This is a genomic window from Floridaenema evergladense BLCC-F167, from assembly GCF_041929205.2.
Classification (GTDB): Bacteria; Cyanobacteriota; Cyanobacteriia; order Cyanobacteriales; family Aerosakkonemataceae; genus Floridanema; species Floridanema evergladense.
Window position 1 is genome coordinate 5,922,632 of sequence record NZ_CM171625.1, and the last position, 15,001, is coordinate 5,937,632.

Below are 15,001 nucleotides of genomic sequence, written 5' to 3' on the forward strand. Positions count from 1 at the left end.
ATTACTTAATAACATGATGAAGCGCAGGACTTTTTTGCAAAAATCTGGTATGGTGCTGGGTGCGCTGGGCTTGAGTCAGTCTGTGTTATCGTTGTTGAGCGATCGCTATTATCAAGCTTTAGCACAGTCTAGTCCGCGCAAATTAGCTTTGCTAATTGGGATTAACCAATACTTATTCGGTACACCACTAACAGGTTGTGTAACTGATGTAGAATTGCAACGGGAACTTTTAATTCACCGTTTCGGTTTTCATCCTAGCGATATCCTAACTATTACAGATCAACAAGCTACTCGGCAAAATATTGAAACTGCTTTTTTGGAACATCTCACTCAACAGGTAAAACCGGGTGATGTGGTAGTTTTTCACTTTAGCGGTTATGGTAGTCGTTTTCGGAAAGCGGTATTACAGGAAAGTGGCAGTTTAGGAGAACTAAAGAATCAGGAAAAATTTGCTGTCACTAATTTGTTATTGCCTGTTGATGGGATTATTCAAATTAAAAATCAACCTGTGGTTAATGCGTTGTTGGAAGATACTTTGTTGTTGTTGTTGCGATCGCTCTCCACAGATTTATTAACCTCAGTGTTAGATACTAGTTATAGTGACGGTGAGATTATTTTACAAGGCAATCTGCGCGTTAGGTCTAGGCCATCAATTCTCACTGGAGAAATCACTCAAGAAGAATTTGCTTTGCAAGACCAATTGAAACAAAATTCGCAAATAATTAATCCAAACCCCGGTACTGTTTTAGTTGCAGCAAAACCAGACCAAGTAGCGATGGAAGGGCAAATAGATGGTTTTAGTAGTGGATTTTTTACTTATGCCTTAACTCAGCACCTTTGGCAAGCTACTCCCGCTAGTACTGTACAAATTAGCTTAAACCGAGTCGCTGGAACAGTTGAACAATTAGTCGGTAATAAACAACAACCACAAATTTCTGGTCAAACTAATTCTAAACAAAAGTTTCTCACTTATCATGTTTTATCTGATAAAATGATAAGTGCTGATGGGGTGATAACGGCGGTGGAAGAAAATGGAAAAACTGCCCAACTATGGTTAGCTGGATTACCTGCAAAAGTACTGCAATATAATATTAATTCCCTGTTCTTTACTGGATCGCCGATAAATTTATCCCCTCAAGATAATCCACCTTTACAATTAGCTATTCGTTCCCATGAAGGTTTAAAAGCTAAGGCACGAGTTAATTCTACTAATCTTAATGAAGTTAGTAAACTTCAAGTTGGACAATTAGTACAAGAAGCTGTACGAGTATTATCTCATAATATTAATTTAACTGTGGCTTTACATAGTTGTTTAACAAGAATTGAAAGAGTAGATGCTACTAGTGCTTTTTCAGGAATTCCTCATGTAACATCAATTGTGGCAGGAGAACAGTCTGCTGATTGTTTGTTGGGGCGAGTTTCTACTGCTGAGTCAGTGTTGGCGCAAGCAGAGTCAGAGTCTATTGCCGGAACTGCACCTTTACCGAAAAGCAGCTATAGTTTATTTTCTCCGGGTTTGGAACCAATTCCCAATACTTCTGGAGAAGCAGGAGAAGCTGTAAAAACAGCTGTGAATCGTTTAGTACCGAAATTGCAAACTTTGTTGGCTGCGAAGTTGTTGCGCTTAACTGCTAATGAGGGTTCTTCACGGTTGGGAGTTCAAGCTATTTTAGAGACGATCGCACCCGAAGAACAAGTCTTAATGCAGCGAACCACAGTTAGAGCACCTTGGCCTACTCCTACAGCTAGTGTATCATCAAGTGCGCCAAAAGAAGCGATCGTTAAATTACCAATTAGTAGCTCTATCCAGTACAAAATTCATAATTACAGCAACGAGCCAATTTACTTTATTTTACTGGGAATAGATACTAATGGTTGTCCGATCGCTCTACTTCCAGCCAGGTCTATAAATAATCTTAACGAACAGGGCAGTAAATCTTTTGCTACTCAAGTAATTACTCCCGGTACAACCAAAATTATTCCTTCAGCTGATAACCCTTTTAAGTGGGTTGTGCAAGGGCCTCCCGGTGTGGTAGAAATTCAATTAATCTTTAGTCGTGCACCTTTTTCTCGAACTTTAGAAGTTTTGGAGAGCCAGAAAATTTCGGCTTTTGGTCGGTTAACGACTTTACCAAATCCTTTAGAAGTAGTTCAATCTATTTTAAATGATTTACATCAAGCTAGTGGTAACATGACGGAAGCGATCGCTGCATCTCCAGATACCTGGATTTTAGATGTGAATCATTGGGCAACTCTTAGTTTTATTTATCAAGTAGTTTAAGAAGATGAAAAATCATCTATTTCTAACTAAATTAGCTGTTTTGGGAATAGTACTATTTACTATAGATGCCACTGCACAACCAAAACTCCAAGTAGTTCCACCAACAGTTAACCCTCCACAAATTCCCACCGAAAATTTGTCGGCGCAGGAACGTCGAGAACTAGAGATATTGCGAAAAGAGAGAGAAAAAATTCAGCAAGAAGCTCTGACTCGCAATTTAGTTCAAGCAGAGGTCGATCGCGTTTTTAGTCGCACAGCAACTTTAATTAATATTCTCTTATTTGTAATGATTTTATTTCCCATAATTATAACACTAACTTTTTGGCTGTTGCGTCGGAGTATAATTTATCAGTCAAAAACTGAAATTAAACAAGAATTAAAAACAGAACTAGAAAAGCAAACTGCTATTTTTAAGCAAGAAATGGAACAGTTACAGGGAGAATACATTGCTTATTTATCCCAGTTTCAAACTTGGGAAAATTCTGCTCCTGATGTTGCAAGTAACTATGTTACCGAAACTTCAGAAAATCAGCAAATTATTAATTCTGATAACAAGTTTATTCCCGGAGAAACTCAAACTTTAATGGCAGAAGATCAATATGAAATTTCTAACTTAACTCATAATGACCAAGCTGCCACACCAAAATTAGATGATAGCCAAACTCAGATTTTGACAGTTGACGATTATTTAAATCTAGGTAATAACTATTTGCGAAAAAGTTGCTACCAAGAAGCTATTGATGCTTATAATGCTGCCTTGAAAATCGAACGCAATTTACCAGAAGTTAGATATCAAAATGCTAAAGCTTACGCTTTGAGAGGCAGTATAAACCCCGCAATTGGTAATTTGCAGTGGGCGATCGATCTCGATCCTCAATACAAAGAAATAGCACAAACCGATCCAGCTTTTAACTATATTCGTAATGATGAACAGTTTCAACAATTAGTTAATAATTAACAAAAACTTCCCTGAAAAGTTCAGTTATAACTTAGCTCCAAAATTCATCTAGGTTCACTTCTGCTATCTCCTGCTGCACCTCTTGGAAATAGCTACTTCCAGTAAGCATAGCTACTTCCTTTTGTCGTTTCTTATGGTCAATTTCAATTTTCAATTCTTCTAATTGTCGTTTCAATTCATCCTCACGGCGTTTCCGGTCTGTAATATCTTGAATCATCCCTTCATAATATAAAAGTTGACCTGTATGATCGCGAACAGCACGGGTATCCTCTTGAATCCAAATGATATTACCATCTTTTTGATAAACCCGATATTCAAAATCCTTAACCTGATCGTGTTCTTCTAATTGACGTTTAAACTCTGCTTGATCTAGACGATCGACATAAATTTGCATACCAATATCTTTAATAGTTTCAATCATTTCTTGGGGTGAATCATAACCATATATTCTTGCCATTGCTGAATTGATGTTGATATAATGCCCTTCGGGACTGGACTGAAAAATTCCTTCCAAGGCGTTTTCAAAGATGCTGCGATAGTTTTCTTCTGCTATTCGTAGTGCCTCTTCTGCTCGTTTGCGATCGCTAATATCGCGCACCATCACCAGCACCTCATTTTCTCCTGTAACTATCACCCGCACCTCTTCATCAATTAACTGTCCATCAATTAACAACTGATGTTCGTACATTTGCAGCGTTTTCGTCTCCAGTGCCCGTTTAATGGCATCCATACGTTGTTGTGCTTGGGCGGGTGGTAGAGAATCGTAAACTGTGGTTGTGTTTAAAGCAATATTATCTCCTGAGAAACGCTTCACCCTTCCCGCACCGACTGCATCATCCAGATAAACCCCATCGCCGCGAACTCGTAACAATAAGTCAGGAATAGCTTCAATCAAAGCACGGGTTGTTGCTTCACTTTGTTTTAGCGCTTCTTCAGCTTGTTTGCGATCGGTAATATCAATTCCTACAGATACGGTAGCACTACCTTGTTGGTATTTTTGGGCAGCAATTAGATAATATCGCTTTTTCTGATTAACCTCAAAATCAATAATAGAAGAAGCTGAATTTTCAGGACTGTTAATAAACTCGCGCAAGAAGCTTGCGAGCTTATCATTTTCTTGGATAAACCCTAATTTTTTACCAACAAAAGCTTCTGGAGACAAGTTAAATTTTTCAGCTAAATGGCGATTTACCCCCATGTAGGTACCCTCCGAATCAATCCAAGAAATAGAACCCGGAACGGCATCCAAAACCGCCTTTAGTTGTTCTTTTGCACTAGCTAGTTCTTGCTCTCTTGCTTGAATAGTTTGAAAAGATTCTTGCAGTTGTTTGCCCATGAAGTTAAATGATTGGGCTAATCGATCGATTTCCTCACGGGTAAGAACAGGTGCTTGTTGATTCAGATTACCGCGAGCCATTTCTTGTACAAGTTGAGTCAGTTTAACAACAGGCTTAGAAATAGATTTTGCCACTACAAAGGCTGCTAAAATCACCACCAATAAAGTAACAACCCCGAAAACAATGACTATTTTTTTTAATGCTGTTAAATTAGACAAGGCTTCCGAAGTATTGATTTTCACTAAAATACTTCCATTCAAAACAGGTAAATATCTCCAATCCGCGTCAATTGTTTTACTGTCAAAAACCTTACTTTGTGCAATATAAACTAAATTATTCTTATGTTCTTTTGTTTGAGAATTTCTAGTAGTAAAGTAAGTAATTGCCGTCACTGAAGTTAGCGGAACCAAAGCGATAAATAAAAACCAGAGCAGTAGTTTATTAACAATTTTTTTACTCTTCATCTACCTTGCCTCCTATTTTTCCAGTATTCATCAAGCTAGATTAGCGCATTCGTAGTCAAGATCAAATTTTCTTGCTTCATCAACAGGTTTGATTTCATTTGTCAAGGTTCTAAAGAGCTATACTCATTTTATTCTATGACGATTCTTTCCTTTCATTAGTAAGTATCTTCATTCAAATTTTTCTTACTATCAGGAATATTAGAACCTACCACATAAAAATCTTGAGGATAAATCCAATGCGTGTCATGAGGGCCGTGAATTTGAATTCCGGTCATCACTGCATAATTGAAAATAGAACTATCTAAAGAACTTAAGAGTTGCTCAACATCTTGAGAAATAATCTGACTAGCCAATTTAGTGATTTCCACCAAATCGGGTTTATCGCCATATTTAATTGTTGAAAGAATTTTTTGGCGGATAATTGATTGTTCAATATCCTGCATATCGGTCATTAGCTGAACATGACCAGATTGTAGTTCTTTAACTATTGCTTCCAATGCCCCACAAGCATGGGAAGCTTTTTGAATACCATCTCGGTAAACTTTGCCAATTTCGCCATGTCGGGAAATAGCAATGTGGGGCATTGCATAAAAAGTAAATCGCCTTGTGCCATCTACGATCGGAGTGTGGTCTGTTGCTGCGGCTAAACCTGTTTTCCCCATCATCACAAAGCCTGCTAAACTGCAACAATTGAATGTTTTTCCCCAATATTTAATCACTTCATCAATTAAAATGTCGGTGATTTCGTCCCGACAAATTGCCACCATTCCGATTGTTTTACCCTTATCAAAACCGTAAGAATTTAGAGTTTTGTAAGTGTTTTTAATGTAGTCTGCCATTGGCAAACTGCCGGGAAAATGAGTTTGCAGAGTTTCGTAGAAAACTGGATTACTGCTAGGTGCATATCCATCTATAGCTTGAAAAATTTCATCCCGCAGCTTATCAAAGTAATTGAATTCCATAAATGTTAAATTTTGGATTACTAAAGTTCTTTTTTTTACTTTCTTTCAAGCATTGAGGATTTTTAGCTAAACACTCTGTCTACCAATCATTAATACCATTACCTCCGGCAATCCATTGCTGTAAATCCCGTTCTGATTTTGCCACGTTAAACAAGTGCAAGCCAAAATCCTGCGACAAGTCTTGACAAACTTTGATGCCCCGGACGCTATTTCCTTTTGCATCTAAGAGGGGTGAAAAGGTGCCAATACCCAGTTTTCCCGGAACAACTGCTGTAATCCCACCACCTACGCCACTCTTGGCAGGCATTCCCACGCGATAACACCACTCGCCAGATGCGTCATACATTCCACAGGTAAGCATTACACTGATCACATCTTGCACGTAGCGTTCATCGATCGCTCTTTCCCCCGTAACCGGATTTACACCGCCATTCGCCAGAGTTGCCGCCAGCATTGCCAAATCCTTTGCGTTCACCAGAATCGAACATTGCTGAAAGTAGAGATCTAACGTTTCATCAATTTTGTCGCTGATCATACCGAAATTTCGCATCAGGTATGCCATTGCTCGGTTGCGGAAGCCTGTCGCCTTTTCTGACAAAAAGACGGGTACATTGATGTCATGCTCCCGTCCAGTGTAGCGTTTAAACATTTCCAGCAGTCGTTTCAGGCGTTCAGTGCCATTTTCGCCTTCAATTAAGTCAGCTGTAGCGATCGCTCCCGCATTCACCATTGGGTTGTAGGGACGGTTAGTTGCTTCATCGAGCACAATGGCATTAAATGCTTCCCCCGTAGGTTCCACACTCACCTTGCTATTAACATACTCGCGCCCGTGATCCTCCAGAGCTAAACCAAAGACGAAAGCTTTAGAAATCGATTGAATCGTAAATAGTTTGTCACAATCTCCAACTTCAAACACCTGTCCGTCTTTTGTCACCACACAGATGCCAAACCATTCCGGCTTTGCCAGCGCCAGTTCGGGAATGTAGTCCGCGACGGCTCCATCGTTGAGCTTACGATACTTTTCGTACAAGTCTGTCAAATAATTCCGAAAAGGTGAGGTAACGGCTGTGATGGAACTAGCAAGGGACTGTAAATCTCCAAAGTTAGACATGATGCTCACCCTTCAATAATTTGCTGCGCTACCTTACGAAACTCTTGACTCATCGGGTGTTCTGGGTAGGTCACACAAAAAACACCTTCACTCGCTAGTTGAACCACATCTTCCGAAAGCGGAAAGACTCCAGCAACTTGCTCCTGGTAAGTTTCCTCAACTTTCTGTTTCAACGCTTCTGGGTTGAGCTTACTATGGACTTTATTAATAGCCAGTAGCATTTTGCGAACTTTCAATTGCCTTGCCACATCGACGGTAACAGCAGTTCCCTGATAGTCTTGCTTGTCAGGACGCAAGATTAAGATGAGAAAATGGGAAATAGCGATCGACAAAAAAGTTTCTTTTGACAATCCAGGGTGAGTATCAATAAACAAATAATCTAATTGCAGCGTCTTTACTAAGCTGCGAAACCCATCATTCATCAGCCTGACATCATAACCATCTTTGAGAATGCGGGCAATGTCATCCGCTTTTACACTAGAAGGGACTAGATAAAGCTTACCCGCTTCAGTTAACCCAACATTGGCGCTGACATCGTAAGCTGCATCTTCGATCGGACTATCACCCCAGAGGTAGTTATTCAGCGTTTTACCCATCTGTTCGGGTTCCAAGCAAAACAGATTATGAATACCGGGCGAGGGAACATCTGTATCCACCACACCAACCCGATTTCCTTGTAAAGCAACAGTCGTCGCTAAGTTGGCTGTAAAGTTAGACTTGCCCGTGCCACCCCGGTAAGAGTGAATCGAAACGACTTTAGGCATCTTTATGTCAATAGCAAAATTACAATAAGTCATACCATGTCTGGTTGTCCCAAACTGTATAGTACATATACTTTTAGGTGCAAGTTTAAAAGATTAGAAAATTTTTCAAGCTCCTGACTATTATTTAAAGTTTATCTACAAACTTTTAAAATTTGTCTAGATTATTGTATATTGGTAAACTGATAAGTTTAATTATAAGCATTAGTTTTAAAGTAAATACAGTCTAAATCCTCATCAAAAAATAACATCTGGGCTATTAAATTCTTTCCTCAGTTTAACTAGCGATAACCTCGTGAACATAACTTGATAAAATTGACAAGAGGTGTTACTTATGAAAATAGAACGACCAAGCACAAAATTACCTACTCCAGAAGAATTACAAGAGTTAGGAAAACTCAAAACAGCTATTGAGCAAATAATTGCCAACGGTAAGATTAGTAAGGAAGAGTGCGAGAGAATTAAAAGAATTATGTGGGCAGATGGGAAAATTACCCCTGAAGAATTGGAGTTATGCCGCACTATGATTTATCACCAAATCACTATCGGCGAACTAGAGTGGGAATATTAAATTAGGGATAGGGGAAAGTTTTGAGTTTTGAGTTAAGAAGAGTTGGAGAGTTTTAAGTTTTAATTTCTCCCCTGCTCCCCTGCTACTTTACTCCCATTCGATCGTCCCAGGTGGTTTAGAAGTAATGTCGTAAACCACTCGGTTAACTCCAGCTACTTCATTCACAATCCGGTTAGAAATCAGTTCTAACAAATCGTAAGGTACTCTTGCCCAGTCTGCGGTCATGCCATCTTCGCTTTTTACGAAGCGGAGGACGATCGGATAAGCATAAGTACGTTGATCGCCCATTACACCAACGCTACGAATGGGTAGGAGTACGGCGAATGCTTGCCATAACTCACCGTACATTTCGTGACGGTTGATTTCTTGACGAACAATTAAATCTGCATCCCGGAGAATATCTAACCTTTCTTCGGTAACTTCGCCTAAAATGCGAATAGCGAGTCCGGGACCGGGGAAAGGATGTCTTTGGACAATTTCTTCTGGTAGACTGATCGAACGCCCAACTTTCCGCACTTCGTCTTTAAAAAGTTTCCGCAGTGGTTCGATCAACTTGAATCGTAAATCTTTAGGTAATCCGCCGACGTTGTGGTGACTCTTAATTTTCACTGCTACCCGTTCCCCAGTTTTAGGATCGACGTTAGTATCAGCAGATTCAATTACGTCTGGATAAAGTGTACCTTGGGCTAAGTAATCAAAAGGCCCAAGTCTCTTAGATTCTTCTTCAAAAACGCGAATAAATTCGTGCCCGATGCGACGACGTTTTTCTTCGGGATCGGTAACTCCGGCTATTGCTTGTAAAAAGCGATCGCGTGCGTTAACATACTGCACGGGAATATGAAATTGCTCTTGAAATAACTTCAGCAATCTTTCTGGCTCATACTTCCGCATAAAGCCTTGGTCGATAAACATACAAGTTAACCGATCGCCGATCGCCCTGTGCAGCAAGAAAGCTAAAGTAGAAGAATCTACACCCCCAGAAAGAGCCAATAATACTCGTTTATCACCAACTTTCGCCCGAATTTCTCGCACTGATTGTTCCACGAAAGCAGCAGTTGTCCAAGTTGGTTCGCACTCGCAAATATGATAAACAAAGTTACGAATTAAAGCTAAACCGTAGACAGAGTGAACCACTTCCGGGTGAAATTGTACCCCATAGAGCTTTTTCTCGTGATTGGCGATCGCAGCTACAGGCGTATTTGCCGTATGTGCCAAAATTTCAAACCCTTCCGGCAACCTCGTGCAAGAATCTCCGTGACTCATCCACATTGTCGAACCATCTTCTACATTGGTTAACAAATCTGTGGGATCGTCGATCGCTAAAGATGCTTTACCATATTCACCTCGTTCGGCGCGTTTGACTTCGCCGCCAAGTTGCTGCACCATTAACTGCATTCCATAGCAAACTCCTAAAATCGGAATGCCCAACTGCCAAATTCCTGGGTCGCAATGGGGTGCGCCTGGATCGTAAACTGAATTAGGCCCACCGGAAAGAATAATTCCTTTAGGATTTAGTTGCGTGAGTTGTTCAACAGTGGTGCGATAGGAAAGAACTTCCGAGTAAACTTGAGTTTCGCGAATCCGACGCGCAATTAACTCGGAATACTGAGAGCCAAAGTCCAAAATAACGATCATTTGGCGGTTCAGTTCACCCAAAGATTGGGTAGAAGGCGGTTGAGATGTCTGTACTGTCACTGAAATAAATCCAAAAAGTTAAAGATAGAACGAAAGTTGGTCTAGGAAGAAGGGGATAGGGGTCAGGGGTTAGGTGTTAGGGAAGAAGAAGTTTCCCTAACCCCCAACCCCTACCACCCAACCCCTTCTTCAGGTCTTCTTATATCTTTGTTAAAGTTTGCTAAAAATATATTAGTTTACAAGCTTGATGTCAAAATATTACATCTTACCCATATTTTATAGATATTCTTACCAATTTAACATAGTTGATTGAGTAGCTTGATACCGACTTGACTTTTAACGATAATTTGACGTTGACGATCGAACAAAATCGAACCGACACTAACTTGTTGTTGAATCTGATTATAGATGTAAGTTTGGGAGCGATCGTCAATTGCTTGAGCAATAGAATTATAAACCTGTTCTACCCAATTACTGCCATTTTCCCCATCCCAAGTCCGCAAGTAATTTAAAGCCGCATCAGCCGTTGATTGGGCAAAAACTTTTTGTAACATGGGAGTCGGTAAACCGATCTTGGCACAATGCGCCGTCAAAATTTCTTGCCTTCCATCAGCGAAATAATGATGAGTGTGAAAAATTCCCCCTGCCAATTTCATCAGTTTACCGTGATAACCAAACAGCAAAATTTCCCTCAACCCCTGTGTTCCAGCTTCTACCAGCATTGGCCCCAACCAGTTAGCCGTTTTTACCAATCTCTGAATTGAAATCCCTAGTTTCTGAGCCAAGTCTAAACCATTTTCCCCAATGCAGAAGACGAGCAGGGAGGCAGGGGGGCAGGGGGGCAGGGGGGAGTTATTTAGTTGTTTGATTTTTTGTCGGAGTTCTTCGAGATAAATGTCTAATTGACCGGAGGCACTCAGGGGTTGAGAGATAGCGCTAGTGCCGAGTAGGGAAAGTCCGTCCACAACACCGAAAGCAGCGTTGGCAGTGCGATCGGCTAATTGTCTTCCTTCTGGCAAAATAATCGTAACCGTAATTTTCTCCTCTGGACTCAGTAACCGCAGCAAATTCGCCTGTAAAAGTTGCCTTGCATAAGCATAAATCGCCGCCTTTCCCTCAGCGTCAACTATTCTCCCTATTCCTTCACCACCCAGCAAAGTGATCTGGGGGGTTAGGGGGTAGGGGGTAGGGGATAGGGAAGAACTCCCCTGCTTCTCTGCTTCCCTATGCAACTCTACCATTGCCCAAACAGGCGTATTGCGCGTGATATCGAGGTTATCTCCGGGGTCGCTGCGAGTAATAGCTAAAGCTGTAGTTTCACCAATGCCGCTGACTTGTTCGATCGCAATTTCTACAGTTTCGTCAGGATTAATTAAATCTACTTTTACAGATGTGATCGCTTGACGCTGTTTTAACCATTGCAACGCCGCGATCGCACTCGCAGCAGCAAACACTGGTAATGTATAGCCAGAACGGGGTTTGTCCTCAGTCATTAGTTAGTTAAACACATATTAAAAGCTTAAATCATCCCCCACTTTTTCAGCAGGGGAGATTTAAATTGTCTTCTTAAGAAATAGGCAGAGTAGGAAACCCGATGCAAATTAAGTTGCCGGGAAATGTGCTAAGAGGTCTTTACCATCAATGATCGTGGCAGTAAAGACGAAATTGCGATTAGCTTGATAACGTGGGTCCGACTTCATGATCGACATAAACTCTCGATGTCCCTGCTTCGTCCTCCCTACCTGACAACCCGCACTCCATTTTCCAATATCTGACTTAGGATTGTCACCGCCCCAGTGTTGGTTAATACCGAATAAACCTGAATCAATAGGTTCGCCAGCATCACGAGTACCGGAGCGATTTGAATCACGATGGACAGTCACCGGATTACATTGCACCAGCGCCTCATGAGGGCTGGCGTGTCCGTGCATTCCCACACGCCAGGAAGTGTATTGCCCAAATGCAATAATTGCCGCACCTTTGGGGTTCATCGGATTTTTTACGTAGTACTTACCTGGGTTGGTTGTAGCTTCCCAACAGCCTATCATTACAGGCTTACCTTCTTTGAACTCAATCACAATGCGGAGGTCATTCCAGACATTAAGAGCATTATTATTGAGCGTTCCATCTGGGTTCATGCCTTCGATGTAGACAATATTCTTGTATCCCGGTTCTCTGTCAATTCTGTAGCCCTTCTTCTGGCAATAAGCAATAATTTTCTCTACTAGAGTCTTGGGCTGAGTTGGAGTAGCAGCCAGCTTGGAACCTTCAATCTGAATATGCTCGCCATAAATAAACCAAACCAACTTATTCTCGAATGGGTTTTTCAACGTCACTCGAAGATGGTGAGAGTCGGCAACCGATATCTGAACCACTGGCAACTGCTTTCCAGCCTTAACGCTGGTTTTTTCAGTCGCTAACAACTTGTTGGATGGCAACGAGCAGTTTTTGAACACCGTGTCAGAAGTTACTGTCAGATTAAACTCACCCTGCTCTGTCCGATCGTCCTTAAGTCCGAGCGCTTCTAGAAAGTACAGAATTGCCGCGCAACCTGGCTCTGGATCGTTGGTCTTAGTGTGATTAGTCCCAGCCCAAACAAATGATGTAATTCCCTGGTCATCTTTACCCTGAAAGTCGTTGTATTTATCAAAGGCAAGTAAGCGAGCAAAGGACTTAGCTGGCATCTGTTCGGCTTGAATCGTACTTAGCTTACGGATAACTTGCTCTAAGAATTGACTAGAACCATCAAAATCCTTGACAGCGTGTAATATCCCTAACCAGTACCAAGGGACGTTGGGATAGTGGCATTCAATTTTTTCGTAAATGCCGCGATCGTAACACAGTTTTTCCGCAATTTTCTCTAGGTCTGGCAATAAATTTGATTGCACCTTACAGGTTTGCCATAGTTCCGTATATTTGTCCAGAATACTTACAGTATTTGTCATTTTCAGTGATTATCCTTTTACGATTCCGATCGATTAATTTAAGTGAATTGTTAGGTGTTTGCGTCAAGCTCAAGGTTCCAGTCAGGAGCATCACTTTTTCCATCTTGCAGTCTGATGTCTTGCCGCATTTCTGAATATATAACCTCTGGAAGCTCTTGATTTTTCACATCTTCTATTTGCTGGCAAAGTCTATAAATGATGATCGGATCGCGGACAATTTCAGCCAGAATTCGCGCTTCATTAAAGTCTTTGATATCCGTACTTAAGTCGCGCAATACTAACTCGGCTAAATCAGGACTAAGTTCCATTTCCAGAGAAACGCTGATGGAAATGTCTTGCCCAATTTTGTTTACATCGATCGAATACTTTTTGTTATTGCGAAGCATAAAATTTGTCTCCTTAAGCGATTAAAGCTCTGTAGTATCTTTGCGCGTGTTCGGCAATTTTATCAGCTCTGTCCAAGGCATTAATAATGCGGCGTGCATTACGAAAGTCCCGTTTGCCACTAGAAATATAGTCAGATAGCTTCTTACCAGTGAATGAGCCATCCCGCATCGCCCTTACCATAATTTTTGCCGCGATCCCATACTCTGCCATTTTTTCTGGATTGCTCACCAAGTCAATGCCCAGTTTGTCAGACCATTTCTTGTAGTTGACTCGACCAGTAACTTGACAGAATCCACGCCCCTTAAACCTTACACCGTCTCCGGGCTGAGTGTTTCCCAGGTCTCTTCGCCCTTCATAAGCCTTACCGCTGGCAAACTCAACCATCCACTGACCCAAATGAGATTCATGTTCAGATGTAGCGAAAATATATGCAATTTGTCCAGGGTCAGTAACCCCACAGTCCACGCATTCTTGCAAAATCAAAGGAACTGATCTTTCCGCGTAAGGCTTTAAATCTCTCGGTACAGCGGTCAGAACAGCAGCTACCTTGGCAGGGTCTACTTTACTTGCTGGAGTAGTAGTTGTAGTTGTGGTAACTGTGGTTGTAGTTGTAGTTGTTCCACCTGACGGTGGCTGTGCTGAATTATTGAGCGCACGTATCGGATTGTTCTTCACCTTAGCCAGAATCTCGCTTGCGCTGAGGTACTCTATTATTTCAGCTTTAACAATAGTGCTGTCGCGGTCTTCTTGGTCTTCTTGCAAATCTACCATCACTACAGTTGAGTCAGATAGAGGATCTGTAGTCACTTCCACAACAACTTGGTCTGCTGGTTGTTCTTGCGTACTCTCAGCTTGAGCGGCTTGCTGTTGTTCCAACCTGATCCTTTCTTCTTCCAGACGACGCTTCTCTGCCTCCATCTGTTGACGCTGTGCTTCATACTGCGCCTGTAGCACTAACTGCTGGTTGAGCTTTTCCAGAGCTTGTTCGGCATTCTTTTGTGCTTCTTCTTCGGTTTTCTTTTTGCTGGCGTTTTGTCTTTCTTCTAAGTTGGCAAGGAAGCCTTGTACATCTTGCTTAATGTACTGCTCGACGCGCTCGGCAAAAGTAGTATAAGCATCGGTATGGTCTTCAAACTGACGATAGGCTCCTGTTAGCTGAAAAAACTCCCAGCCTTCAATTTTCATGCCCTCGGCAGTATTGCGATAGGTGCGGTAGTTCTCACCATAACCAAAGAATTCTTCTAATGCAGCCGATATTGCTACCGCCTGACTCACACTAAAAGCAGTCCAGCTTAAGTATATTTGCCAGCGCTCGTCACCTTTGCCCAAACCAACCAATGCCGGAATAATTACCCCGCCAATGATAGTAGTTAATCTAAGGGCATAATGGCGATTCCGATTTTTGGTAGCTCGTCCCTCCAGCCACAAAACTTGGTCAAGCCAGCGCTGCTTCAGAAAGTCTTTGCGTAAATCTGATAAGTCAAGTTGATCTATTAGTCCACCCAATGTCTGTCTCAAATACTGACGATAGTCGTTTTTCTTTGCCATTGTTTTCATCTGCTCCCGTACTAAAATTTGATTCTATTTAG

At 41.5% G+C, this 15,001-nt stretch carries 12 protein-coding genes; 3 read left to right on the plus strand and 9 right to left on the minus strand.

Annotated features, from left to right (window positions below):
- The first annotated feature begins 13 nt into the window (after nt 1–13).
- Together ACE1CA_RS28255 and ACE1CA_RS28260 are read left to right on the plus strand one after the other, a co-directional pair.
- Complete coding sequence (locus ACE1CA_RS28255; RefSeq protein ID WP_486517568.1) at nt 14–2,281, plus strand: caspase family protein; 2,268 nt, start codon at nt 14–16, stop codon at nt 2,279–2,281.
- A gap of 4 nt (nt 2,282–2,285) precedes the next feature.
- Nucleotides 2,286–3,239, plus strand: coding sequence for a TPR end-of-group domain-containing protein (locus tag ACE1CA_RS28260; protein WP_413279399.1), 954 nt, complete (start codon nt 2,286–2,288; stop codon nt 3,237–3,239).
- 31 nt (nt 3,240–3,270) lie between these two features.
- On the opposite strand, the gene ACE1CA_RS28265 is transcribed toward ACE1CA_RS28260, so the two are convergent.
- The 4 genes from ACE1CA_RS28265 to ACE1CA_RS28280 form a co-directional block, all read right to left on the minus strand.
- On the minus strand, nt 3,271–5,040 hold the full coding sequence (locus ACE1CA_RS28265) for a PAS domain S-box protein (RefSeq protein WP_413279400.1): 1,770 nt from the start codon (nt 5,038–5,040) through the stop codon (nt 3,271–3,273).
- Nucleotides 5,041–5,195: 155 nt separating this feature from the next.
- Nucleotides 5,196–6,002 (minus strand): hypothetical protein, encoded by an 807-nt coding sequence (locus ACE1CA_RS28270; protein ID WP_413279401.1) that lies wholly within the window; start codon nt 6,000–6,002, stop codon nt 5,196–5,198.
- A gap of 79 nt (nt 6,003–6,081) precedes the next feature.
- Nucleotides 6,082–7,113, minus strand: a complete 1,032-nt coding sequence (gene glsA, locus ACE1CA_RS28275) for a glutaminase A (protein WP_413279402.1) — start codon at nt 7,111–7,113, stop codon at nt 6,082–6,084.
- 5 nt (nt 7,114–7,118) lie between these two features.
- Nucleotides 7,119–7,877: a MinD/ParA family ATP-binding protein gene (locus ACE1CA_RS28280; RefSeq protein ID WP_459563658.1), complete on the minus strand. Its 759-nt coding sequence runs from the start codon at nt 7,875–7,877 to the stop codon at nt 7,119–7,121.
- A gap of 331 nt (nt 7,878–8,208) precedes the next feature.
- Here ACE1CA_RS28280 and ACE1CA_RS28285 point away from each other — a divergent pair, with 331 nt between their 5' ends.
- A complete protein-coding gene (locus ACE1CA_RS28285) occupies nt 8,209–8,445 on the plus strand; it encodes a hypothetical protein (RefSeq protein ID WP_413279404.1) in 237 nt (78 codons plus the stop codon).
- Between the two features lie 87 nt (nt 8,446–8,532).
- Here the strand turns inward: ACE1CA_RS28285 and guaA are convergent, their stop codons facing one another.
- From guaA to ACE1CA_RS28310, 5 genes are all read right to left on the minus strand, one after another.
- On the minus strand, nt 8,533–10,080 hold the full coding sequence (gene guaA / locus ACE1CA_RS28290; protein WP_413279458.1) for a glutamine-hydrolyzing GMP synthase: 1,548 nt from the start codon (nt 10,078–10,080) through the stop codon (nt 8,533–8,535).
- A 296-nt stretch (nt 10,081–10,376) separates the two neighbouring features.
- Nucleotides 10,377–11,573, minus strand: coding sequence for a cobalt-precorrin-5B (C(1))-methyltransferase CbiD (cbiD, locus tag ACE1CA_RS28295; RefSeq protein ID WP_413279405.1), 1,197 nt, complete (start codon nt 11,571–11,573; stop codon nt 10,377–10,379).
- Nucleotides 11,574–11,681: 108 nt separating this feature from the next.
- Nucleotides 11,682–13,025, minus strand: coding sequence for a hypothetical protein (locus ACE1CA_RS28300; RefSeq protein ID WP_413279406.1), 1,344 nt, complete (start codon nt 13,023–13,025; stop codon nt 11,682–11,684).
- 50 nt (nt 13,026–13,075) lie between these two features.
- Entirely contained in the window at nt 13,076–13,411 is a 336-nt protein-coding gene (locus tag ACE1CA_RS28305) for a hypothetical protein (RefSeq protein WP_413279407.1), read from the minus strand.
- Nucleotides 13,412–13,424: 13 nt separating this feature from the next.
- Nucleotides 13,425–14,960 carry a DUF4231 domain-containing protein gene (locus tag ACE1CA_RS28310; RefSeq protein WP_413279408.1) on the minus strand — a complete coding sequence of 512 codons (1,536 nt, stop codon included), beginning with the start codon at nt 14,958–14,960 and terminating at the stop codon, nt 13,425–13,427.
- Nucleotides 14,961–15,001: the final 41 nt, after the last annotated feature.

Bases quoted from the DNA above. Each gene is read 5' to 3' on its own strand.
- glsA (WP_413279402.1), bottom strand. From the start codon at position 7,113: ATGTCTAACTTTGGAGATTTACAGTCCCTTGCTAGTTCCATCACAGCC.
- guaA (WP_413279458.1), bottom strand. From the start codon at position 10,080: ATGATCGTTATTTTGGACTTTGGCTCTCAGTATTCCGAGTTAATTGCG.
- ACE1CA_RS28310 (WP_413279408.1), bottom strand. From the start codon at position 14,960: ATGGCAAAGAAAAACGACTATCGTCAGTATTTGAGACAGACATTGGGT.
- ACE1CA_RS28270 (WP_413279401.1), bottom strand. From the start codon at position 6,002: ATGGAATTCAATTACTTTGATAAGCTGCGGGATGAAATTTTTCAAGCT.
- ACE1CA_RS28260 (WP_413279399.1), top strand. From the start codon at position 2,286: ATGAAAAATCATCTATTTCTAACTAAATTAGCTGTTTTGGGAATAGTA.
- ACE1CA_RS28280 (WP_459563658.1), bottom strand. From the start codon at position 7,877: ATGCCTAAAGTCGTTTCGATTCACTCTTACCGGGGTGGCACGGGCAAG.
- ACE1CA_RS28305 (WP_413279407.1), bottom strand. From the start codon at position 13,411: ATGCTTCGCAATAACAAAAAGTATTCGATCGATGTAAACAAAATTGGG.
- cbiD (WP_413279405.1), bottom strand. From the start codon at position 11,573: ATGACTGAGGACAAACCCCGTTCTGGCTATACATTACCAGTGTTTGCT.
- ACE1CA_RS28255 (WP_486517568.1), top strand. From the start codon at position 14: ATGATGAAGCGCAGGACTTTTTTGCAAAAATCTGGTATGGTGCTGGGT.
- ACE1CA_RS28265 (WP_413279400.1), bottom strand. From the start codon at position 5,040: ATGAAGAGTAAAAAAATTGTTAATAAACTACTGCTCTGGTTTTTATTT.
- ACE1CA_RS28300 (WP_413279406.1), bottom strand. From the start codon at position 13,025: ATGACAAATACTGTAAGTATTCTGGACAAATATACGGAACTATGGCAA.
- ACE1CA_RS28285 (WP_413279404.1), top strand. From the start codon at position 8,209: ATGAAAATAGAACGACCAAGCACAAAATTACCTACTCCAGAAGAATTA.